Origin of the sequence: Streptococcus sp. FSL R7-0212, assembly GCF_038007985.1 — a bacterium.
GTDB lineage: Bacteria > Bacillota > Bacilli > Lactobacillales > Streptococcaceae > Streptococcus > Streptococcus parauberis.
In genome coordinates, this window is record NZ_JBBOYF010000001.1 from 907,037 (window position 1) to 930,167 (window position 23,131).

General features: G+C 35.4%; 21 protein-coding genes and 3 pseudogenes. 17 read left to right on the forward strand and 7 right to left on the reverse strand.

Translation table 11 applies throughout. The features are described from left to right. Positions 1 to 10: 10 nt before the first annotated feature. Positions 11 to 691 (reverse strand): IS6-like element IS1216 family transposase, encoded by a 681-nt coding sequence (locus MKY69_RS04690; RefSeq protein ID WP_001015311.1) that lies wholly within the window; start codon positions 689 to 691, stop codon positions 11 to 13. A gap of 168 nt (positions 692 to 859) precedes the next feature. Between MKY69_RS04690 and MKY69_RS04695 the strand changes: the two genes are divergently transcribed. Then, positions 860 to 2,176, forward strand: a complete 1,317-nt coding sequence (locus MKY69_RS04695) for an FAD-containing oxidoreductase (RefSeq protein WP_100083951.1) — start codon at positions 860 to 862, stop codon at positions 2,174 to 2,176. 116 nt (positions 2,177 to 2,292) lie between these two features. On the opposite strand, the gene MKY69_RS04700 is transcribed toward MKY69_RS04695, so the two are convergent. The 3 genes and pseudogenes from MKY69_RS04700 to MKY69_RS04710 form a co-directional block, all read right to left on the reverse strand. Then, positions 2,293 to 2,889 carry a hypothetical protein gene (locus MKY69_RS04700; protein WP_308292706.1) on the reverse strand — a complete coding sequence of 199 codons (597 nt, stop codon included), beginning with the start codon at positions 2,887 to 2,889 and terminating at the stop codon, positions 2,293 to 2,295. Positions 2,890 to 2,954: 65 nt separating this feature from the next. After that, a protein-coding gene (locus tag MKY69_RS04705; RefSeq protein WP_096368445.1) for an IS3 family transposase occupies positions 2,955 to 4,102 on the reverse strand; the annotation gives its coding sequence in 2 pieces (ribosomal slippage) (positions 2,955 to 3,850 and positions 3,850 to 4,102; 1,149 coding nt in all). 45 nt (positions 4,103 to 4,147) lie between these two features. Beyond that, positions 4,148 to 5,295, reverse strand: a pseudogene (locus MKY69_RS04710) (IS3 family transposase); the annotation flags it as partial. A gap of 279 nt (positions 5,296 to 5,574) precedes the next feature. Here MKY69_RS04710 and MKY69_RS04715 point away from each other — a divergent pair. Beyond that, positions 5,575 to 6,693 (forward strand): 5-methyltetrahydropteroyltriglutamate--homocysteine S-methyltransferase, encoded by a 1,119-nt coding sequence (locus tag MKY69_RS04715; RefSeq protein ID WP_003106731.1) that lies wholly within the window; start codon positions 5,575 to 5,577, stop codon positions 6,691 to 6,693. Positions 6,694 to 6,757: 64 nt separating this feature from the next. Here MKY69_RS04715 and MKY69_RS04720 read toward each other — a convergent pair whose 3' ends face one another. Then, a complete protein-coding gene (locus MKY69_RS04720; RefSeq protein ID WP_003106733.1) occupies positions 6,758 to 7,513 on the reverse strand; it encodes a MurR/RpiR family transcriptional regulator in 756 nt (251 codons plus the stop codon). A gap of 113 nt (positions 7,514 to 7,626) precedes the next feature. On the opposite strand from MKY69_RS04720, the gene pfkB reads away from it, so the two are divergent. The 3 genes and pseudogenes from pfkB to MKY69_RS04735 all read left to right on the forward strand — a co-directional run bounded on the left by pfkB (position 7,627) and on the right by MKY69_RS04735 (position 10,393). Next, on the forward strand, positions 7,627 to 8,559 hold the full coding sequence (gene pfkB / locus MKY69_RS04725; RefSeq protein ID WP_003106735.1) for a 1-phosphofructokinase: 933 nt from the start codon (positions 7,627 to 7,629) through the stop codon (positions 8,557 to 8,559). Then, a pseudogene (locus tag MKY69_RS04730) lies at positions 8,549 to 9,944 on the forward strand (PTS fructose transporter subunit IIC). The gene pfkB and the pseudogene MKY69_RS04730 overlap by 11 nt, the downstream one beginning before the upstream one ends. Before the next feature lie 2 nt (positions 9,945 to 9,946). Continuing rightward, complete coding sequence (locus MKY69_RS04735; protein WP_340791080.1) at positions 9,947 to 10,393, forward strand: fructose PTS transporter subunit IIA; 447 nt, start codon at positions 9,947 to 9,949, stop codon at positions 10,391 to 10,393. Between the two features lie 117 nt (positions 10,394 to 10,510). On the opposite strand, the gene MKY69_RS04740 is transcribed toward MKY69_RS04735, so the two are convergent. Next, complete coding sequence (locus MKY69_RS04740; RefSeq protein ID WP_003106738.1) at positions 10,511 to 11,284, reverse strand: DeoR/GlpR family DNA-binding transcription regulator; 774 nt, start codon at positions 11,282 to 11,284, stop codon at positions 10,511 to 10,513. A gap of 444 nt (positions 11,285 to 11,728) precedes the next feature. On the opposite strand from MKY69_RS04740, the gene lacA reads away from it, so the two are divergent. The 12 genes from lacA to MKY69_RS04800 all read left to right on the forward strand — a co-directional run bounded on the left by lacA (position 11,729) and on the right by MKY69_RS04800 (position 22,846). Beyond that, the gene (gene lacA, locus MKY69_RS04745; RefSeq protein WP_003104037.1) at positions 11,729 to 12,157 is read left to right on the forward strand and encodes a galactose-6-phosphate isomerase subunit LacA; all 429 of its coding nucleotides are present in this window, start codon (positions 11,729 to 11,731) and stop codon (positions 12,155 to 12,157) included. 34 nt (positions 12,158 to 12,191) lie between these two features. Further along, the gene (gene lacB, locus MKY69_RS04750) at positions 12,192 to 12,707 is read left to right on the forward strand and encodes a galactose-6-phosphate isomerase subunit LacB (protein WP_340791081.1); all 516 of its coding nucleotides are present in this window, start codon (positions 12,192 to 12,194) and stop codon (positions 12,705 to 12,707) included. Positions 12,708 to 12,754: 47 nt separating this feature from the next. Continuing rightward, on the forward strand, positions 12,755 to 13,684 hold the full coding sequence (locus tag MKY69_RS04755; RefSeq protein ID WP_100083675.1) for a tagatose-6-phosphate kinase: 930 nt from the start codon (positions 12,755 to 12,757) through the stop codon (positions 13,682 to 13,684). A 3-nt stretch (positions 13,685 to 13,687) separates the two neighbouring features. Then, entirely contained in the window at positions 13,688 to 14,671 is a 984-nt protein-coding gene (gene lacD / locus MKY69_RS04760; RefSeq protein WP_003106054.1) for a tagatose-bisphosphate aldolase, read from the forward strand. 23 nt (positions 14,672 to 14,694) lie between these two features. Next, complete coding sequence (locus MKY69_RS04765; protein WP_340791082.1) at positions 14,695 to 15,012, forward strand: PTS lactose/cellobiose transporter subunit IIA; 318 nt, start codon at positions 14,695 to 14,697, stop codon at positions 15,010 to 15,012. After that, positions 15,012 to 16,709 carry a lactose-specific PTS transporter subunit EIIC gene (locus MKY69_RS04770; protein WP_040087410.1) on the forward strand — a complete coding sequence of 566 codons (1,698 nt, stop codon included), beginning with the start codon at positions 15,012 to 15,014 and terminating at the stop codon, positions 16,707 to 16,709. The genes MKY69_RS04765 and MKY69_RS04770 overlap by 1 nt, the downstream gene beginning before the upstream one ends. 72 nt (positions 16,710 to 16,781) lie before the next feature. Further along, on the forward strand, positions 16,782 to 18,188 hold the full coding sequence (gene lacG, locus MKY69_RS04775) for a 6-phospho-beta-galactosidase (protein ID WP_003106745.1): 1,407 nt from the start codon (positions 16,782 to 16,784) through the stop codon (positions 18,186 to 18,188). A gap of 91 nt (positions 18,189 to 18,279) precedes the next feature. After that, positions 18,280 to 19,176: an aldose 1-epimerase family protein gene (locus MKY69_RS04780; RefSeq protein WP_003105691.1), complete on the forward strand. Its 897-nt coding sequence runs from the start codon at positions 18,280 to 18,282 to the stop codon at positions 19,174 to 19,176. Between the two features lie 374 nt (positions 19,177 to 19,550). After that, positions 19,551 to 19,772 (forward strand): helix-turn-helix domain-containing protein, encoded by a 222-nt coding sequence (locus tag MKY69_RS04785; RefSeq protein ID WP_037621107.1) that lies wholly within the window; start codon positions 19,551 to 19,553, stop codon positions 19,770 to 19,772. A 269-nt stretch (positions 19,773 to 20,041) separates the two neighbouring features. After that, positions 20,042 to 20,290: a DUF3173 family protein gene (locus MKY69_RS04790; protein WP_003106749.1), complete on the forward strand. Its 249-nt coding sequence runs from the start codon at positions 20,042 to 20,044 to the stop codon at positions 20,288 to 20,290. 2 nt (positions 20,291 to 20,292) lie between these two features. Then, positions 20,293 to 21,492: a tyrosine-type recombinase/integrase gene (locus MKY69_RS04795; RefSeq protein WP_003105757.1), complete on the forward strand. Its 1,200-nt coding sequence runs from the start codon at positions 20,293 to 20,295 to the stop codon at positions 21,490 to 21,492. 206 nt (positions 21,493 to 21,698) lie between these two features. Then, a protein-coding gene (locus MKY69_RS04800) for an IS3 family transposase (RefSeq protein ID WP_096368445.1) occupies positions 21,699 to 22,846 on the forward strand; the annotation gives its coding sequence in 2 pieces (ribosomal slippage) (positions 21,699 to 21,951 and positions 21,951 to 22,846; 1,149 coding nt in all). 18 nt (positions 22,847 to 22,864) lie between these two features. Here MKY69_RS04800 and MKY69_RS04805 read toward each other — a convergent pair. Further along, positions 22,865 to 23,122 (reverse strand): annotated as a pseudogene (locus MKY69_RS04805) (IS3 family transposase); the annotation flags it as partial. Positions 23,123 to 23,131 lie beyond the last annotated feature (9 nt).

Genomic DNA, 23,131 nt, shown 5'->3' on the forward strand with positions numbered 1-23,131 from the left:
TATCTATGATTTAAGCTGGGATTCCCAATAATACCTTGATTTCAGTACAGACCGAAAACCCGAAGAGAGTGCCTTCTTTTCGGGTTTTCTTATATAATCCTCGGATGGCTTCCATGCCTTTAATCGTGGTAGAGGCAGTGCGTAAACTTCGATAGAATTTATTGCGTCTCTTTACTGGACGATGGTCTTGTTCAATCAAATTATTCAGGTATTTAATGGTACGATGTTCTGTCCCTTGATAAAAGCCGTATTCTTTTAGTTTCTTAAAGGCACTTGTAATAGAGGGGGCTTTATCTGTGACTACAACCTTCGGTTCATCAAACTGCTTCACTAACCGCTTAAGAAAAGCATAGGCTGCTTGTGTGTCCCGTTTTTTACGTAACCAAATATCCAAGGTTAAACCATCTGCATCGATGGCTCGATACAAATAATGCCATTTTCCTTTAATTTTGATGTACGTTTCATCCATTTTCCATGAATAAAAGGATTTTTTATTTTTCTTTTTCCAAATTTGATAGAGTAGTTTGCCATATTCTTGCACCCAACGATAAATCGTCGTATGAGAAACATTAATGCCACGATCATATAAGATTTCTTGAACTTCACGATAGCTAAGGTTATAACGAAGATAGTAGCCCACGGCTACAATAATCACATCCTGCTGAAATTGCTTTCCTTTAAAATGATTCATCGTCATTCCTCCTGCTATCTTTTTCTATTATTCTACCTTATTTGATAGTAGATTTAAAACTCTGCAACAGAACCGTTGAGTTGAGGTTAGCCTATTTTTAGTCATTTCCTATATTTGACAAAAAAATGGACTTTTGATAAAATTTTGAGTGATAAGTAGGAGGATAATATGCAAAGTTATGATGTTATTGTAATTGGATTTGGCAAGGCAGGTAAAACGCTTGCTGGAAAGATGGCAAAGCAAGGGAAAACTGTTGCCTTAATAGAACAAGACCAAAGTATGTATGGGGGGACTTGTATTAATATAGGATGTATTCCAACCAAAACATTAATTAATGCAAGTGAAAACAACCTCTCTTTCTCTGAGGCCATGGCTTTAAAAGAAACAGTTGTTTCCAAATTAAATCAAAAAAATACAAAGGTTTTACAAGGTTCTGGAGTGGACTTAATCAATGCTAACGCCCATTTTATTTCTGATAAAGTAGTTCAAGTACGTAGTGGAAATGAAACAAGTGAGCTTACTGCTGAAACAATCATCATTAATACTGGCGCTGTTTCGAATCAGTTCCCAATACCTGGATTAGCTGACTCTAAGCATGTCTATGATAGTACTGGTATTCAAAAACTTGACAATTTACCAGAACGATTAGGGATTATCGGTGGTGGCAATATCGGCTTAGAATTTGCTAATCTTTATGCAAAGCTTGGAAGTAAAGTAACGGTTTTTGAAACTGCTCCAATGATTCTTGGACGTTCTGAAGAAAGCATTGCTAAAATGGCAAAATCTTATATGGAGGAAGATGGAATCAGCTTCCAATTGAATGCAAAAGTGGAAAACATTAGTAATAAAGGTGATGAAGTAGTTGTTCATTCTAAAGGTGAAGCATTCACATTCGATACCGTTATGTATGCAATGGGGAGAAAGCCTGCAACTGAAGGTCTAGGTTTAGAAAATACAGCTATACAGCTAACCGATAAGGGTGCCATTCAAGTCAATGACGTATTAGAAACAAGTGTTGAAAACGTATACGCAGTCGGGGATGTTAATGGCGGATTACAATTTACTTATACTTCTTTAGATGATTCTCGAATTGTCTACGGACAAATAACTGGAGAATCAGATTATAAATTATCCGACCGACATAATGTTCCAAATTCGATCTTTATTAATCCACCTCTATCTCAAGTTGGAATGACTGAGAAAGAAGCCAAAGAAAAAGGTATTGCCTATAAGGCTAATGAGCTTCTCGTGGCCAACATGCCAAGAGGACATGTTAATAACGATTTAAGAGGGATTTATAAAGTTCTTGTTAGTACCGAAGATAATCGTATTTTAGGTGCAAGTCTTTTTGCAAAAGAGTCTCATGAAGTGATTAATTTGATTAAGATGGCGATGGATAATCAGATTCCATATTCTTACTTAAAAAATCAAGTGTATACACATCCTACAATGTCTGAAAACTTAAACGATGTCTTTAACTTCTAAATATTTTTGATAATGTAGAACATATAGAAAAAGAGGGTCTCATATTTATGAGACCCTCCTTAATTAGTATGGATGCTTCGTATAAAATGAATTTGTAATTGGGTGTAAACTTTATCTCAGTTTTTAACAGTAATAGTTCCACAGGCTTTAAACGTAAATGTTGTAATGAGGTAAGTAATACTAATGGATAAAAGACAAGTAATGAAAATAGCCAATAACTGGATAAAGAAATGATTGAAATAAAATAAAACAACCCCTAAACTTCCTAAAAAACCGCCAATACCATTAATCCCAAATGATGTTACAACATCATCAATTGGGATTATGTCAGATACCCATTGAGACAAAACAAAAGTACAAATTGATGCGATAAAAGTGAGTACTGCCACTTGTATTGATGTGAGATATCCTATACCAGCTGTACTCGTAACCAATCCTACTATAACGCCATTTAGAAGTCTTTCGGTTCTATCACTATTCGGAACAAATTGAGCCCCTAATACCCAAGATAATCCACCACTAATAATAGCTAAAAATGTGTTAAGAAAAATATATGCGGATTGTTGATTCCAACGTCCAACAGGTCCCATATTGAAACCAAAGCATCCAAAAGTAATAAATATCATACCAATTAACAACATAATCTTGTTTGACTCATCGTGATTATAGTCGCTTTCGCCAAGGACCTGTGCTAATGGACTAATGTCAAATATTTAGACACAAAATGAGCTATATTTTTGGAAAGTCAACGAAAAACTAGACACGGAGTTAAGAGAATTTAAGAATTATATTTTTCAAAGTCTTTTGGAGACTTGTAATCAAGACCTGAATGCATCCTTTTTGTATTGTAATAGGTCTCAATGTATTTAAATATTTCTTGAGTAGCCTCAGCTCTTGTCTCAAAATGAGCATCATTAATAAGCTCCCTCTTTAGCGTCTTATAAAAAGACTCCATCATTGCATTGTCATAGGGATTTCCTTTACGACTCATGCTAGATTGAGCACCGACTTGACGAAGAGTAGATTGATAACGAGAGCTTGTATATTGACTCCCTTGATCAGTATGGACAATCAAGCCAGGCTGAGGATGTTCTTTCCCACAAGCTTGTAATAAGCAATCCCTCACCAGTTTATCTTGCATCCGTGAAGACATTGACCAGCCTACAATCTTACGTGAAAAAACGTCGATATTCACGGCTAAGTATAAGGTGCCTTCTTTGGTAGGGATATAGGTCATGTCTCCCAGCCATACTTTATTAGGAGCTGTTGCTTTAAAGATCTGATTAATTAAATTGGGTCTTGAAAGCGAAGCTCCTTTTCTGTTGTAATGTTTATATTTATAACGGCTTCCCTTGGCATAAAGTCCCATCAAGTGCATCAGTTTCCCAACACGTTTCGTGTTGGTCATAATACCAGTATTATGAAGTACCTTGGTAATTCTAACCGCACCATAGCGTCCCTTATGCTCATGAAAGACAGCTTTTATCTTCTCTGAGAGAATTTCTCTCTCCACTTGTTGTTTTGAAGGACGACGATGCATGTATTCATAGAAACCTGAGCGAGAAACCTTAAGAACTTTTACTGCATGCTTAATTTTTATCTTCCCATGATGTTTCAAGAGAAATTCAAAACGTTTTACTTGCTTCGCTTCAAGAAGACCCGGAACTTTTTTAGAAGTTCAAGTTCCTCCTGAAGATAACGATTTTCTTTCTCTAACAATTTAATCTTATGTTGGGCATCAGCTAGGGCTGTCCCATTGCCTGGAAAAGCACTTTCTCCATATTCTTCAACTTCTTGAACCCAGCGATAAAGACTATTGGCATGAACCTCAAGCTCTTGGCTGACTTCTTTAACAGAGTAACCCTCTTCAAGAATGAGTTTTACTGCAGAATTTTTAAATTGTTTATCGAATTTTCTTCTTGCCATAATAAACCTTTCCACGATTTCTCTTAACTTTGTGTCTAGTTTATTATAACCTTTCCATTTCTTAAAATAATTTTCTTCTTTCTGATTTGGAGTTAAACCATTGTTGGCGGAATGAGGATTATAATTGTTATAAAATTGTTCGATGTATTCAAAGCAAGAGAGTTGAACTTCTTGAATGGAGTGATAAGTTCTGCGATTAATTTCTCGTTGTTTAAGATACTTGAAAAAGACCTCAGTGACGGCATTATCATAAGGATATCCAGGCTTGGAGTAAGAAGCAAGCAATTGATGCTCATCTAATAACTTTCTAAAGGAAGCTGATTTAAATTGGCTTCCTCGATCCGAATGAAAAATAATTGGTTCCTTAGGTTTCCTCTTATTTATAGCTATTACTAAGGTGTCACAGGCGAGTTTGGCATCAATCCTATCACTTACTTTCCACGCAATACATTTCCTTGAGTAGAGGTCAAGAATAGCACAGAGATAAACATGTCGCTTAGGTCCTATAGAGATATAAGTGAAATCTGTTGTCCAAACTTGATTTGGGGAGTTCGGGTTAAATTCTTGTTTAAGCAGATTATCAGAAGAAAATACAGGAGATTTATTTGATTTAAAACGAGGTTTGATGGTTGACATTTTAGGGAGTGTCATAGACTTGAGAAGTCTTAAGATACGGCCTTCAGAAATATTAACGCCATAATCACGCAGAAGAATGATTTTAACAGCTCTCGTTCCAATTCTTTTCTTGGCTTTCATATAAATCTCAAGGAGTAATTTTCTCAAGCGTTGATTTTCTACTTTACGCTTCGAAGGCCTCTTGTTTATGAAGTTATAGTAGGTGGAACGATTGACATGTAAAACACGACAGAGCATAACTGTCGTGTGTTCAAATCGGAGTCTATAGATGGCTTTCAATCTTACTTGGAGTTTTGCATGAATATGGCACTCGCTTTTTTTAAGATCAGATTTTCTTACTCTAGTTGGGCATTCCTTTTTTGTAATTCTTGAATCTGTTTAGCAGTCAACACCGTATTATCTTCAAGATGCACTTGAGAGTACTGCTTAATCCATTTTGCAAGTGCAGAGGAAGATACCCCATAATCTTTACAGAGTTCAGTTTGTGTTTTACCAGTTTGATAGAGATTAACGAGCGATTGTTTGAAATCCTCGTCGTAACGTTTAAAACCTGACATAAAAGTCCTTTCATTTTTGTGTCTTAATAGACAGATTATAACACACAATTTTCTGTCCACTTTTATAGTATAGCTCCAAAAGGAAATACACTTGAGCTAGAAAATCGGGATGATATTTCTTTGGTATGATTCATTTTTTAATGAATAAATTCATACCATAGGTTGTTATCCTAGTTAAAAAGATATAACCAATAACTATATCAAATCATTATAAATATATAATTTACTCTTATAGTATTTTTTTGTAAACTATTTAAAAATTTATATGAGGTGATGTCTATGGTTAAGAAGTATTTTGAACATGTTGGTTCCTTTTTACGTCCTGAGGAATTAAAGGTAGCGAGACAACAATTTGATAATGGTGATATTTCCAAAGAATTATTAAAAGAAGTTGAAGATAAAGCTATTATAGAGTTGGTGAATAAACAGGTTGCGGCAGGTCTTGATAAAATCACTGATGGTGAGTTTCGTCGATCTTACTGGCATTTAGATAATTTTTGGGGATTCGATGGTATATCACATGAGCATTTTGGTCTTGGTTACCTATTTCACGATGAAGAAACTCGAGATGATACCGCTGTTTTGCGTGGGAAATTAGGGTTTACAAAAGAAAAGCATCCTTTTATCTCTCATTTTGAGTTTTATAAGAAAATAGCCGATGATAAAGGAGTTGAAGCCAAAATTACCATTCCAGCTCCAGCACAATTTTTGGCGGAATTGGAACGAGGTAAGAATGCTAATTCTATCGGTGATTTTTATCAAGATAGAGGCTCATTTTTAACGGATATAGCGAGAGTGTACAGGGAAGAAATTTTAGCACTTTACGAAGCTGGTGCTAGAACAATTCAACTGGATGATTGTACATGGGGCATGTTAATTGATGAAGATTACTGGCAAACAAGACAAAGAGAAGGATTGAGTAAGCAAGATGTTATTGAAGATTACCTTTTTGTTAATAATAATGCCATCAAAGATCTACCAAACGATTTGACGATTAATACACATGTATGTAGAGGAAATTACCATTCCACTTATGCTTCTAAAGGGGCATATGATGATGTTGCGGAAGCCTTCTTTGCTCGAGAAAATGCAGAGACTTATTTCTTGGAATTTGATGATGACCGTTCTGGAGGTTTTGAACCATTAAGCCATTTACCAAAGGAAAAAGTTGCAGTTTTAGGACTTATTACTTCAAAAAATGGAAAATTGGAGGATAAAGAAGCTATTATCAAACGAATCCAAGAAGCTAAAAAGTATCTGCCGCTAGAAAACTTATGGTTATCAACGCAATGTGGATTCGCATCAACTGAAGAAGGTAATATCCTAACTGAGGATGATCAATGGAAGAAACTAGCTTTAGTTAAAGAAATTATTGATGACGTTTGGAAAGAAGATTAAGTTAACTTGAATAGAAATTTTAAAACACCTGTGCTCAAGCATAGGTGTTTTAAAATGGTTAGCATTACGCTTTCATATTTACTGCTAGAGTATCTAAAAGTAGCCTCATAATAATATAAAGTGGCAGTCTTGAATGGACCTCGAAATCAGGGAAATAGGTTAATTCTGTCTTAAACCCATATAATTGATAATCCGTTAGTTTACCGAGATTTCCAGCTTGATTGGAACTAATTAAAACATTGGGTATCAGTCGTGCTTGACAGTTGCTAGCAGCATTTTGTAAAGAATGCGTTTCACCATTCAGTGAAATAAAAATGACACAAGTTCTTGTATCTAAACGTTTACTAATGGTACGAATGATATTGGGATCGGTGTAGAGTTCAGTATAGATGCCTAATAGCAATAATTTAGTTTGCATTTCTGTTCCCAATAATTCTGAAAAACCACGTGCAAAAATGATGACTTTTTCAGTTTCTAATAAGAGATCCACCACTTCATTGAGAGTTTTTAAATCGAGCATATTCAATGTTCGAGTGACTTCCTGGTAACTCTTTAAAATTGAAATCTTAGTTTCGTCATTCAATAGAGGTTCTGCTAGTATATTTAATTCATCCTGAGCATTATTCTCCATACTATGTTTAAAATCTACAAAGCCACGATACCCCTTTTTTTGAAGCGTTCTGGTAATAGTAGCGGTAGAGACACTGATAATCTCTCCGACTTCGGATATATTTAGGGTTATAATTTCTTGAAAATGCTCATTTAAATAGTTCCAAGTGTAGGCCTCAGTTTGTGTTAGCTGTTTTTTTGATGTCGTCATATATTCTCCAAAGTCAGTGTAAAGCATTTCAATATTCCTTGAATATCAGAAAACCCTTACAAGTTATTTGTGTTATTTTAATGATAATAAAAAAATAAAAGAGTGGTGATCTTATGTCAGTCTATACTTGCACAATGAATTTAGCGATAGATATGTTCATTCAGACAGAAGATATGGAGGATAAAAAAGTTAATCGAACCATTTATGATGAGTTACAAGCAAATGGTAAAGGGGTTAACGTTTCAATCATTTTAAAAAAACTCGGTATTGATAGCACACCTTTAGGATTTAAAGCTGGTTTTACAGGTAATTTTATCGAAGATGAGTTAAAAAAACAAGCTATTTTGTCAAATTTTGTCAAAGTAGATGGAACGACTAGGATAAATGTATTCACTCAGGTCATGTCAAAAAATCAGGAATTCAAATTGGTTAACCAGGGTCCAATTATATTAGAGGAATCCCAAGGAGAGCTATTAAAGCAATTTGAAGCCTTAAATCAAGATGACTTCTTGATTGTATCAGGAAGCTTGCCAAGAGGTGTCTCCTCAGAAATCTTTTTAAAGATTGGCCAAATTTGTCAAAAAAGAGGGATAAATCTCATTTATGATATCAGTGATTCAAAACTCATTGAATGTTTAGCCATTAAACCATATTTAATTAAGCCAAATGATGAAGAAATATCTGAATGGTTTCAACTAGAAAATCCTTCATTAAATGATTTAGTCGAAAAAGGAAAATTACTTCAAGAAAAAGGAGCGAAAAATGTTCTCATTTCATTGGGGGAAGAAGGATGTTTATTAATAAGTGACTCTGTCTATTTTGCTAATGCACCAAGTGGAACAGTTGTGAATACAGCTTGTGCGGGAGATACACTTTTGGGAACATTTCTTGCCAATAAATTGAAAGGACACTCTGAAATGGAATGCCTTGCTCAAGCAGTAGCAGCAGGCTCATCAACCGCCTTTCAACCAGGATTGACAGATTTTACTGATGTTGAATTATTAAGAAAACAAATTAAAATTAAGGAGATTACAGATGGCTTATAAAATTATTGCAGCAACTGGCTGTCCAACAGGAATTGCTCATACGTACATGGCTTAAGAGGCCCTAGAACAGGCTGCCAAAGATAATAATGTCTCTATAAAAGTTGAGACGCATGGACAAATAGGTGTGGAAAATCAACTGACACAAGAAGAAATTGCAAATGCAGATGCCGTTATTATAGCAGCAGATAAGGATGTTCAAGCAGAACGCTTTGCTGGTAAAAGAGTTATCAATGTATCAGTAGGAGAAGGTATCAAAAATGCTGATAAACTAGTGAAAGATGCTTTAGATGGCAAAGGTTTTATTCAAAAAGGCGATGTTACAGAAGACGTTGTTGACGAAAAGCAAGAACATCGTGAACATTTTGGTCGTCAAATTTATAAACATTTAATGAATGGCGTTTCTCACATGTTGCCATTTGTAGTAGCTGGTGGTGTGCTAGTTGCTGTATCTTTCTTGTTTGGTATTTTTTTCTTTTGATCCTGAAAGTGACCAATATAACTGGTTTGCTGCTATGCTGAAAAATGATATCGGTGGTGTTGCAATGGGAATGATGACACCTGTTTTGGCGGCTTTTATTGCTGAATCCATTGCTAAACGACCAGGTTTTGTTGCCGGTCTAGTAGCTGGTTTCATGGCAGCGAATGGAGGCTCCGGTTTCTTAGGAGGTATTTTAGGCGGTTTTGCAGCGGGTTATATCGTTCTTGGTTTAATTAAACTTCTTAAGGGTCTCCCTAAATCATTAGACGGTTTGAAAGCAATCTTTTTATATCCTGTTATAAGCGTTTTTCTAACAGGATGTTTTATGGCACTGATAAATGCACCAATGGCTTGGGTTAATGAATCCATGATGTCATGGTTAGCCGGTTTTGAAAATGCTAATCCTCTTCTTCTTGGAATTATTATTGGTTGCATGAGTGCTTTTGATATGGGTGGACCTATCAATAAGGCTGCCTACGTAACAGGTACTGTTCTTCTTGGTCAAGGCAACACAACATTTATGGCAGGTGTATCAGCTGCTTGTATCGTACCACCATTGACAACATTCTTTGCAACTTTGTTCTTCCGTAAATATTACAGCGAAGAAGATAAAAACGCTGGACTTGCTAACTTGATTCTTGGGTCAACGCATATCACCGAAGGTGCTATTCCATTTGCTGCTAAAGATCCATTACGTAATCTCCCTATCTTAATGATTGGCTCTTCAATTGGTGCTGTATTGACATACCTTTGGAAAGTTCAAGTCCCTGCACCACATGGTGGCTTCTTGGTATTGCCTGTTGTGACACATGCAGCTCTTTGGGTTTTGGCAATCTTTATTGGAGCGGTTATATCTGGTCTACTTATGGGGTTTGTACAAAAGATAAAAAGCGATAAAGAGGTTTAAAAATGATTGATAAAAATTTAATTTGTGTAGATGTAGACATGCCACTAAAAAAAGATGTGTTTGCTTATCTTGCTGGTCTTGTTGTTGAAAATGGTTATGCAGATGATACTGATCAAGTTTATAAAAGTTTGTTATCTCGTGAAGAAGAAGGAACAACAGGCATGATGGATGGATTTGCAATTCCACATGCTAAAAGTCAAGCGGTCATAAAACCAGGTATTGCTGTTTTAAAACTAAAAAATGGAGTTGAGTGGGAGTCTATGGACGGTAAACTCATTGATTCTGTCATAGCCTTATTTATTCCAGAGACAGAAGTTGGTTCAACTCACCCGACTTATCTCTCGAAAATTGCTAGAATTCTTATGAAAAATGATTTTAAATATGACTTTCAAAAAGCCCATGAGATCGATGAGATTGAGATAGTCTTTAATAAATTCTTGGAAGTTTAGACATATTAAATCCCCCTGTATGACAGAGGGATTTAGTTTTACTATTTTGACTTATAAATGAAAAACACCTCTTAAAATAACTTAAGAAGTGCCTAGTTTATACTTTGAAATTTGTTATTACTTATCCGCAATAACGATTTTAGAGAATTTCTCGTATTTTTCTATAATATCTGTTGTCACATTTTTATCTGTCACAATTAAATCCATTCGTTCGAGCTGGTAGAAGTTGTAGAAGTCATAACTTTCAAACTTGGTACTATCAACTAGAAGGATTTTCTCAACAGCATTATTCAAGGCGACCCTTTGAACTTCTCCTTCGAGATCACTGTATGTAGCAATAGAATTATTATAAACAGCATTTGCACTGACAAAAGCTTTTGAAAATGTTAGTGATTCTAGGTTATTAATAGCAATAGACCCAACAAAAGCACCAGTAATTTCACGACACTCACCACCAATTAAAATCAAGTCAATAGTAGTGCTCGGATGTAAAATCAGAAAAACAGGAAGGCTATTTGTAATAACTCTTATATTCCTATTTTTCAATTCGACAGCTAGATGCTCTAAAGTTGTTCCTGGTCCAATAAAGACAGTTTCACCATCTTTAATAATGTCGTTAGCTCTTTGTGCGATTTGTTTTTTTTCGTTAGTTTGTAAAACTTTTTTTTCGATGTGTGTTTTCTCGTGACCTTCCTCTTTGGTAGAAGTGCTATCTAAAAATTGAGCACCTCCATGGGTTCTAATAAGTAATCCTTCATCTGCTAATGTATCAAGATCTCTTCTAGCAGTCATGTCAGACACGTTCATTTCATCGATAATATCTTTTACTTTAATAAAACCGTCAACTTTTAAGATATCGAGAATTTTTTCATGACGTTCTTTCTTTTTCATTCTTACCTCCTATCAGTTTCTTATGATATAATTATTAAAGGTATCATAACATAATAAAAACAGAAAAGGCAAACAAAACAAACAAAAAACATTGAAAAAAGCAAATACAAATAAAACTTAAAATGTTTTATATGAAACACTTACTATAAATAAGAAAGATAGAGTTAGTAGTGTTTTTTGATAATTCATAGCTTTAAATGTGAATTCCGATATGTGAATAAACACACAAAATATCAATTCTGAACCATGAAAACAAACAAAATCAACATCGATTGTTTATTTTTTAAAAACTAAACAGAAAAGTGTTGACTTTTGTGTTGGATAGGTGTATTATAAGGTCATAGAAATAATGTAAGCGTTATTTCAAAAGATTTTGCAAATCGTTAATTAACTATCTACGTAGGTTTTCCACATTTACTTATTCTAAATCATAGGAGAAATAAAATGGCAATTATTATCGGTGCTGACAAAGCAGGTACAGAACTTAAAGAAGTTATCAAAGATTACCTTAAAGAAGGTAAATACGAAGTCGTTGATGTCAGTGAAAATGAAGTTCGTGACTTTGTTGATACAACTCTCGCTGTTGCAAAAGAAGTTAATGCATCCGAAGATAACTTGGGTATTGTAATTGATGCATATGGTGTTGGTTCTTTCATGGTGGCTACTAAAATTAAAGGAATGGTGGCAGCTGAAGTATCAGATGAGCGTTCAGCATACATGACAAGAGGACATAACAATTCTCGAATCATCACTCTTGGTTCTGAAATTAGTGCTCCAGGAATTGCAAAGAACATTGTCAAAGGCTTTGTTGAAGGTGAATATGATGGTGGGCGGCATCAAGTTCGTGTCGACATGCTTAATAAAATGTGCTAATTGATTGAAATAGGTTAAAACAAGGAGAACAAAAATGAAAATTGCTGTAGGTTGTGACCATATTGTTACTTATGAAAAAATCGCTGTTGTTGATTATTTGAAATCACAAGGTCATGAAATCATTGATTGCGGTACATACGATAATGTCCGCACACACTATCCAATCTTTGGTAAAAAAGTTGGTGAAGCAGTAGCAAGTGGTGAAGCAGAATTAGGTGTTGTTATCTGTGGTACTGGTGTTGGTATTACGAATTCTGTAAACAAAGTTCCTGGTATTCGTTCAGCACTCGTTAGAGATATGACATCTGCTATCTACTCAAAAGAAGAACTTAACGCAAACGTTATTGGTTTTGGTGGAAAAATCATTGGTGGTTTGTTGATGAATGATATTATCGATGCTTTCTTAGCGGCTGAATACAAACCAACTGAAGAAAATAAAAAATTGATTGAAAAAATTGATAGCTTGCAACATGCTAGCCAAGATCAAAATAACCCACACTTCTTTGATGAATTCCTAGAAAAATGGGACCGTGGTGAATATCACGACTAATATTTGAAAAAATTACTATAGGGATATATAGAGAAAAAGGAGCTATTGTGATTTTAACAGTTACTTTAAATCCAGCTATTGACGTCTCCTACCCTTTGAATGAACTAAAATTCGATACTGTCAATCGAGTTGTAGACGTTACAAAGACACCCGGTGGTAAAGGCTTGAATGTTTCCCGAGTTCTTAATGAATTCGGTGAAACAGTCAAAGCTACTGGTTGTATTGGTGGAGAAAGCGGGGATTTTATCATTAAACATCTTCCTGATTCGATTTTAAGTCGCTTCTATAAAATTTCAGGTGATACCAGAACATGTATAGCCATATTACACGAAGGTAATCAAACTGAGATTTTAGAAAAAGGACCGCTGTTAAGTGTAGATGAAATTGATGGCTTTACTAATCATTTCAAATATTTACTGAATGATGTTGACGTAGTGACAATGTCAGGCAGTCTTCCTGCTGGTATGCCAGATGATTACTATCAGAAGTTAATCGGTATTGCCAATCTTAATGGTAAGAAGACTGTTCTAGATTGTTCTGGAAATGCTTTAGAAGCAGTACTAAAAGGTGATAGTAAACCAACAGTTATCAAGCCTAATCTTGAAGAACTTTCTCAACTTCTTGGAAAAGAAATAACAAAAGATTTTGATGCCTTAAAAGAAGTCTTACAGGATAAGTTATTTGATGGAATTGAATGGATAATCGTTTCTCTTGGTGCTGATGGCGTATTTGCAAAGCACAAGGATACATTTTATAAAGTTGATATTCCTAAAATCCAAATTGTAAGCGCTGTAGGTTCAGGGGATTCTACGGTAGCAGGCATCGCTTCAGGTTTAGCGAATGATGAAGATGATCGAGCTTTATTAACAAAAGCAAATGTCTTAGGTATGTTAAATGCGCAGGAAAAAACAACTGGGCATGTTAACTTAGAAAATTACGATAAGTTATATCAATCTATTAAAGTCAAAGAGGTATAAAAAATGACAATTACTTTAACTGAAAACAAACGCAAAAGCATGGAAAAACTAAGTGTAGATGGTGTTATTTCTGCCTTAGCTTTTGACCAACGTGGAGCTCTCAAACGTATGATGGCTCAACATCAAACTGAAGAGCCAACAGTAGAACAAATCGAAGAACTTAAAAGTTTAGTTTCTGAAGAGCTTACACCATTTGCGTCATCAATTCTACTTGATCCTGAATATGGCTTGCCAGCAAGTCGTGTACGTTCAGAAGAAGCAGGCTTGTTGTTGGCATATGAGAAAACAGGATACGATGCAACAACAACTAGTCGCTTACCTGATTGCTTAGATGTTTGGTCTGCAAAACGTATTAAAGAGGCTGGAGCAGAAGCGGTTAAGTTTCTTCTATATTATGATGTTGATGGAGATAAAGACGTCAATGAGCAGAAAAAAGCTTACATTGAACGTATTGGTTCTGAATGCCGAGCAGAAGATATTCCATTCTACCTAGAAATTCTAACTTATGATGAGAAAATCTCTGACAATGCTAGCCCTGAGTTTGCAAAAGTTAAAGCTCATAAAATTAATGAAGCAATGAAAGTCTTCTCAGAAGAACGCTTTGGTGTTGACGTCTTGAAAGTCGAAGTTCCAGTTAATATGAAATTTGTAGAAGGCTTTGCAGATGGTGAGGTTCTCTTTACAAAAGAAGAAGCAGCTCAAGCCTTCCGTGACCAAGAAGCTTCTACTGATTTACCATACATTTATTTGAGTGCTGGTGTTTCTGCTAAATTGTTCCAAGATACTTTGGAATTTGCAGCAGAATCAGGTGCTAAATTCAACGGTGTCTTGTGTGGACGTGCTACTTGGGCAGGTTCTGTAAAAGTCTATATCGAAGAAGGTCCAGAAGCAGCTCGTGAGTGGTTGCGTACAGAAGGTTTCAAAAATATTGACGAGTTAAACAAAGTACTAGATAAAACTGCAAGTCCTTGGACTGAAAAAATTTAACATTATTTTCGGAGGAAACTAAAATGAATAGAGAAGAAATTACTCTTTTAGGTTTTGAAATCGTAGCATATGCTGGAGATGCCCGTTCAAAATTCTTAGAAGCGCTTAAAGCAGCACAAGATGGGGATTATGCCAAAGCAGAAGAATTGATTGCTGCAGGTAGCGAATGCTTAAACGATGCCCACAATGCTCAAACAAGTCTTCTACAAAAAGAAGCTGCGGGAGAAGATTTGGCATATAGTGTTACTCTTATACATGGTCAAGATCATTTAATGACTACCATTTTATTACAAGATTTAATGAAACACATGATTGAACTTTATAAGAGAGGAGCAAAATAATGAATGGATTAATTGCTCAGATTGAGAAAGGGAAACCTTTCTTCGAGAAAATATCTCGTAACATCTATCTTCGTGCTATTCGTGATGGTTTCATCGCTGGAATGCCAGTCATCTTGTTTTCAAGTATCTTTATCTTGATTGCTTATGTTCCAAATGCATGGGGTTTCCACTGGAGCAAAGACATTGAGAATCTCTTGATGACGCCATACAATTACTCAATGGGTATTTTAGGCTTGTTTGTGACTGGTACAACTGCGAAAGCATTAACCGATTCAATGAACCGTTCATTGCCTAGCACTAACCAGATTAACTTTATTTCAACCATGCTCGCTGCTATTGTAGGATTTCTACTTATGGCAGCTAATCCAGCAAAAGACGGTGGTTTCTTAACTGGATTTATGGGAACGAAAGGTTTGTTAACAGCCTTCATTGCAGCCTTTATCACCGTAAATGTCTATAAAGTCTGTGTGAAAAACAATGTTACAATCCGCATGCCTGAAGAGGTACCACCAAATATCTCTCAAGTATTTAAGGATTTGATTCCATTTACGTTATCAGTTGTACTACTTTATATCATTGAATTGATTGTTCATGCTACATTAGGCGTTAATGTTGCGGAGTCAATTGGTAAACTTCTTGCACCATTGTTCCAATCAGCAGATGGTTATGTTGGAATTACCATTATCTTCGGTGCATTTGCTTTCTTCTGGTTTGTTGGTATCCATGGACCTTCTATTGTTGAACCAGCCATTGCAGCGATTACTTACGCAAATGCTGAAACCAACCTTCAATTACTTCAAGCTGGTGAACATGCGGACAAGATCTTGACTTCAGGGACTCAAATGTTCATCGTTACCATGGGTGGTACAGGTGCAACACTTGTCGTTCCATTCATGTTCATGTGGTTAACAAAATCAAAACGTAACAAAGCAATTGGACGTGCATCAGTTGTTCCAACATTCTTCGGTGTTAACGAACCTATCTTGTTCGGTGCTCCACTTGTTTTGAACCCAATCTTCTTTATCCCATTTATCTTAGCACCAATTGTCAATGTATGGATTTTCAAATTCTTCATTGACACGCTTGGAATGAACAGTTTCACTGCAAACTTGCCTTGGACAACACCAGCTCCATTGGGTCTTATCCTTGGTACAAACTTCCAAGTACTAGCATTCATTTTGGCAGCTTTGTTAATTGTCGTTGATGTGATCATCTACTACCCATTCTTGAAAGTATATGATGAACAAATTCTTGCTGAAGAAGCAGCAGGTACGAATTCATCAGATGCGCTCAATAAAAAAGTAGCAGCAAACTTTGATACTAAAAAAGCTGATGCTATTCTGGAAAAATCAGCAGCTAAAGAAACTAAAGAAATCACTGATCAAACTAATGTTCTCGTTCTTTGTGCCGGTGGTGGTACAAGTGGTTTATTAGCAAATGCTTTGAATAAAGCAGCTAAAGAATATGGTGCACCTGTCACTGCAGCAGCAGGAAGTTATGGTGCTCACCGTGAGATTTTACCACAATATCAACTTGTTATCCTTGCACCTCAAGTAGCTTCTAACTATGAAGATATGAAAGTGGAAACTGATAAACTTGATATTAAATTAGCTAAAACAGAAGGGGCTCAATACATCAAATTGACTCGCGATGGTCAAGGTGCATTAGACTTCGTTAAAGAACAAATGGAAAAATAATATTTCGCTAGGGAAGGTTGGGGGAACTCAATCTTCCTTTATAGTGAAATGAAAATTTAGAAGAGGTATATCATGACTAAAACATTACCTAAAGATTTTATTTTTGGTGGTGCTACAGCTGCTTATCAAGCTGAAGGTGCTACCCACACAGATGGCAAAGGGCCAGTAGCTTGGGATAAATACTTAGAAGACAACTATTGGTACACTGCTGAACCAGCAAGTGACTTTTACAATCGTTATCCAGTCGATTTGAAACTTAGTGAAGAATTTGGTGTCAACGGCATCCGTATTTCTATTGCCTGGTCTCGTATTTTTCCAACAGGAAAAGGAGAAGTCAACCCTAAAGGAGTAGAATACTACCACAATCTCTTTGAAGAGTGTCATAAGCGTCATGTTGAGCCTTTTGTTACACTTCACCATTTTGATACACCAGAAGCTCTCCACTCGGATGGTGATTTCCTCAATCGTGAGAACATTGAACATTTTGTAAATTATGCAGAATTCTGTTTTAAAGAATTCTCAGAAGTTAACTATTGGACAACATTTAACGAAATTGGGCCTATTGGAGATGGCCAATACTTGGTTGGTAAATTCCCTCCAGGTATTCAATACGATCTTGCTAAAGTTTTCCAATCACACCATAACATGATGGTCTCTCATGCTCGTGCAGTAAAACTCTTTAAAGACGGCGGTTATTCAGGCGAAATTGGTGTTGTCCATGCTCTTCCAACTAAGTATCCATTTGACGCTAACAATCCTGACGATGTTAGAGCAGCTGAACTTGAAGATATTATCCATAATAAATTTATTCTTGATGCAACTTATCTTGGTAAGTATTCAGATAAAACAATGGAAGGTGTTAACCATATCCTTGAGGTGAATGGTGGTGAACTTGATCTTCGTGAAGAAGATTTTGTAGCACTGGATGCCGCAAAAGATTTAAATGATTTCCTTGGTATTAACTACTATATGAGTGATTGGATGCAAGCTTTTGATGGTGAGACTGAAATCATTCACAATGGTAAGGGTGAAAAAGGCAGCTCTAAATATCAAATTAAAGGTGTTGGACGTCGTGAAGCTCCAGTAGATGTGCCTAAAACTGACTGGGACTGGATTATTTTCCCTCAAGGTCTTTATGACCAAATCATGCGTGTCAAAGCAGATTATCCAAACTATAAGAAGATTTATATAACAGAGAATGGTCTTGGCTATAAAGATGAGTTTGTAGATAATACAGTCTATGATGATGGTCGTATCGATTATGTGAAAAAACACCTAGAAGTTATTTCTGATGCGATTGCAGATAGTGCAAATGTTAAAGGATACTTTATGTGGTCATTAATGGATGTCTTCTCATGGTCAAATGGCTATGAAAAACGCTACGGTCTCTTCTATGTCGACTTTGAAACTCAAGAACGTTATCCTAAGAAGAGTGCCTACTGGTATAAAAAAGTGGCAGAAACTCAAGTGATTGAATGATTTTGTAGATACTTCTTTAATACATTTTTACACAAAATAAGAGTGTTGGTGAGCGCACTAACGCTCTTGTTTTGTTTATAGGGAGAATAAAATGGTAATTGAATTAACAAATAAAGATTTAACAGTACAGTTTAAAGAATTTGGCGGTGCACTTTCTTCTATTAAAGATAGTGAAGGGATAGAATATTTATGGCAAGGAGATCCAGAATATTGGAGCGGTCAAGCACCTGTTCTCTTTCCAATTTGTGGTAGTTTAAGAAATGATATTGGCTTTTTCAAAAATGAAGACGGATCTTTTCATAAAGGACAGATTCCTCGTCATGGTTTAGTCCGAAAAGAAGTCTTTACTTTTGAACAAATCTCAGAAAATAGTTTTTCATTTACAATTACGCCGAATCAAAGCACGGTAGCCAATTATCCTTATGATTTTGAATTAAAAATTGTCTACACTTTGAATGGCAAAACAATTCGAACAGAGTATCAAGTAACAAATCATGAAGTTGTTAAAAAAATGCCATTCTTTATTGGTGGTCATCCTGGGTTTAATTGCCCAATAGTTAATGATGATCAGTATGAAGATTATTATTTAGAATTTGAAAAAGAGGAGACGTGTTCAATTCCTAAAGCTTTTCCTGAAACAGGCTTGTTAGATGTGCAGAACCGTACTGCTTTCCTAAATCAACAAAAAACTATTGATTTAGATTATTCACTTTTTGCTTATGACGCTCTAACTTTAGATGATATTCAGTCAAGAAGCGTCTCACTTCGTTCAAAAAAACACGATAAAGGATTGACATTAGATTTCTCTGATTTTCCGAATTTAATTCTTTGGTCAACAATAAATAAAAGTCCGTTTATTGCCTTAGAACCTTGGAGCGGCCTCTCTACATCTTTGGAGGAAAACGACACGGTGGAGGATAAGCGATTAATAAGTTTTGTTAATCCTGGTGAAACAGTAGTCAAATCATTTGATATTACAATACTATAGAAGCTAATAAAGAAGAGTTTTTAATTCAAAAGGCAGAAATGTCTTTTGAATTATTTTATAGAGAGGGTGTATGATTCATGTTAATGTCCGTATTATGTTTGGATAATAGTCTAATGAAAAATAAATTTAGTCACGTTTGTAAATTCACAACGAAGAAGATCTATTGAGTGTTATTTTTTTATTTTAAAAAATCTGAAAATTTATGTTAATTCATATTTTCGCAACAATATACTAATCAATTTTTCATTTGAATTACTAGAAAATAGTTATGATTTGAATTTAAAAGTCTACAAATTAAGTACCGCTGTCCAAATAGGACAATTTTAAAGAATACGTCTAAAAATATCCTATACTTTTTTATAGGAGAAAGCTAGATGTACCAACGTATAAGAGATTTGAGAGAGGATAATGACCTAACTCAAAAAGAAGTTGCTAGCATTCTTTCCTTTACTCATTCTGCTTATGCGAAAATAGAAAGGGGGGAAAGAATACTGTCTGCGGAAGTCTTAATAAAAATTTCAAATCTTTATGATGTTAATGTTGATTATCTATTAGGTCTTACGGATTTGCCTTATAGGTATCCATCAAAAAAATAGTCTCTCCTTGATTTGTTCATTGACAATTGAATAAACCGAGGTGGGACTTTCTTATTTGTCGAGCATTTTAGTCTGATACGCTGTGACAGGAGCGATAACTATTAGCTATAAAATAGAATGGTCCTCTATCTGCCATGACTACAAATAAGGATAATGATACTTCTGACCGTTCAGGCTGCCAGCGAAAAAGGACAGCGGGTGAAATGCCCATGAGTGATTTAACCAGTCATACCCACGGAGGAAATAATTTTTTTGACAGGAGTGGAGGTATGAAAACAGTAACATATAAAAACTTAATGAATATTGGTTTTCCGGAACAAACGGCAAGAAATATTATTAGAGAAGCAAAAAGAATAGCAGTAAAAAAGTTTGAAGAAGCTCGCAAAGTTGACCATAATGCGGTACAATTGAGTAAATCGCCCTTTGACAATAGAAGACTTGGTATTGCTCCTAAAGATATAGTAGAAGAGTTAATCGGAATTTCACTCTCTGAAGAAAGTTTAGAAAGTGAGAATTAAAGATGGCTACGAAAAATCAGAAAAAGTACAAAGGTGTTTATTGTGATAAGAATGGCAAGATATTTTATCAGGCTGATCTTGGTATTGATCCAGTAACAGGTAAACGAGTTCAAAAGAAAGCTAGAAAGAATCAGTATGGTAAACCATTTAGTACAATGAAAGAAGCGTATGATGAACTAGTCCGAATTAGATATGAGTTTAATAATAATCTTCGTATTGAAAATTACAATATAACATTTGAAAGTTACATGAATAGCATTTATCTAAGAGCCTATAAGCAAAAGGTTCAGGCTGTAACTTATAAAACTGCATTGCCACATCACAAGTTATTTATTCAGTATTTTGGCTCCAAACTTTTAAAAGGCATAACAGTTAGAGATTGTGAGTCTTTTAGATTGCACATCATTGAACATTATTCTAAAAATTATGCAAAGAATTTATGGTCACGATTTAAGGCTTGTATGGGATATGCTGAGAGATTAGGATATATTTCATCAATGCCATGCAAGGCATTAGATAACCCTAGAGGCAAGCACCCTGATACTCCATTTTGGACTTATGTTGAGTTTCAGAACTTTATTAAATCATTTGATTTACAAGATTACGAAGAGTTACAGAGATTTACAACTATTTGGTTATATTATATGACAGGTGTTCGTGTGAGTGAAGGTTTATCATTATGGTGGGAAGACGTAGATTTTGAACACAAATTCCTGAAAGTACATACAACCTTGGAAAAGGATGAAAATGGGAAGTGGTATCGTAAAGACCAAACCAAAACATCAGCAGGAGAACGTCTCATTGAATTAGATGATGTGACACTATCAGTATTGGAAAATTGGCGAAAAAATCAAGTTGCCAATCAAGATACAGATTTCATTATTTCACGTTTTGGTGAACCGTTTTGTAAATCAACAATCTGTCGAATTATCAAGAGAAAAGCTCAAGAAGTTGGAGTACCGGTGATAACAGGAAAAGGTTTGAGACACAGTCATGCTTCTTATCTCATAAATGTTTTACAAAAAGATATTTTATATGTAGCAAGACGAATGGGACATGCTGATAAATCTACAACCTTGAATACATATAGTCACTGGTTTAATGCATTAGATAAAACAGTGTCTGAAGAAATTACTCAAAATGTAATTAGTGCAGGACTAGATTCAATTTTATGCCAAAATTCCTGCCAAAGGCAGAGTTAGGGCTAAAAAGCCTATTGTATCGTCCATAGAGTAACGTATATTATTGTTACACTTAAATAATAGTGTGACTATGCAAATAGCCTAACAAATAAAAAACCACTGGGAGGGCACTGCACCCCAATAGTGGGACACAAGAAAAACACTCTTATTGGAAAGGTTATAATAAACTAGACACAAAGTTAAGAGAAATCGTGGAAAGGTTTATTATGGCAAGAAGAAAATTCGATAAACAATTTAAAAATTCTGCAGTAAAACTCATTCTTGAAGAGGGTTACTCTGTTAAAGAAGTCAGCCAAGAGCTTGAGGTTCATGCCAATAGTCTTTATCGCTGGGTTCAAGAAGTTGAAGAATATGGAGAAAGTGCTTTTCCAGGCAATGGGACAGCCCTAGCTGATGCCCAACATAAGATTAAATTGTTAGAGAAAGAAAATCGTTATCTTCAGGAGGAACTTGAACTTCTAAAAAAGTTCCGGGTCTTCTTGAAGCGAAGCAAGTAAAACGTTTTGAATTTCTCTTGAAACATCATGGGAAGATAAAAATTAAGCATGCAGTAAAAGTTCTTAAGGTTTCTCGCTCAGGTTTCTATGAATACATGCATCGTCGTCCTTCAAAACAACAAGTGGAGAGAGAAATTCTCTCAGAGAAGATAAAAGCTGTCTTTCATGAGCATAAGGGACGCTATGGTGCGGTTAGAATTACCAAGGTACTTCATAATACTGGTATTATGACCAACACGAAACGTGTTGGGAAACTGATGCACTTGATGGGACTTTATGCCAAGGGAAGCCGTTATAAATATAAACATTACAACAGAAAAGGAGCTTCGCTTTCAAGACCCAATTTAATTAATCAGATCTTTAAAGCAACAGCTCCTAATAAAGTATGGCTGGGAGACATGACCTATATCCCTACCAAAGAAGGCACCTTATACTTAGCCGTGAATATCGACGTTTTTTCACGTAAGATTGTAGGCTGGTCAATGTCTTCACGGATGCAAGATAAACTGGTGAGGGATTGCTTATTACAAGCTTGTGGGAAAGAACATCCTCAGCCTGGCTTGATTGTCCATACTGATCAAGGGAGTCAATATACAAGCTCTCGTTATCAATCTACTCTTCGTCAAGTCGGTGCTCAATCTAGCATGAGTCGTAAAGGAAATCCCTATGACAATGCAATGATGGAGTCTTTTTATAAGACGCTAAAGAGGGAGCTTATTAATGATGCTCATTTTGAGACAAGAGCTGAGGCTACTCAAGAAATATTTAAATACATTGAGACCTATTACAATACAAAAAGGATGCATTCAGGTCTTGATTACAAGTCTCCAAAAGACTTTGAAAAATATAATTCTTAAATTCTCTTAACTCCGTGTCTAGTTTTTCGTTGACTTTCCATATGATACCAATTTTCTGAATTGAACAGGAGATTGGTTTTTTAAATGACGTTGAATTCTAGTTTCATTATAAAATGTTATGTAATTTTTAACAATATTTGTTATACTAACTTTGTTGTGTTTTCTCCTATCTTGGAGATAAAAGGTTTCAGTCTTTAAAGCGGAGTGAAACCATTCAATACCGGCGTTATCTGCAGGTGTCCCTTTTCGAGACATTGAAAAGGCAACACTTTTCTGAACAATTTT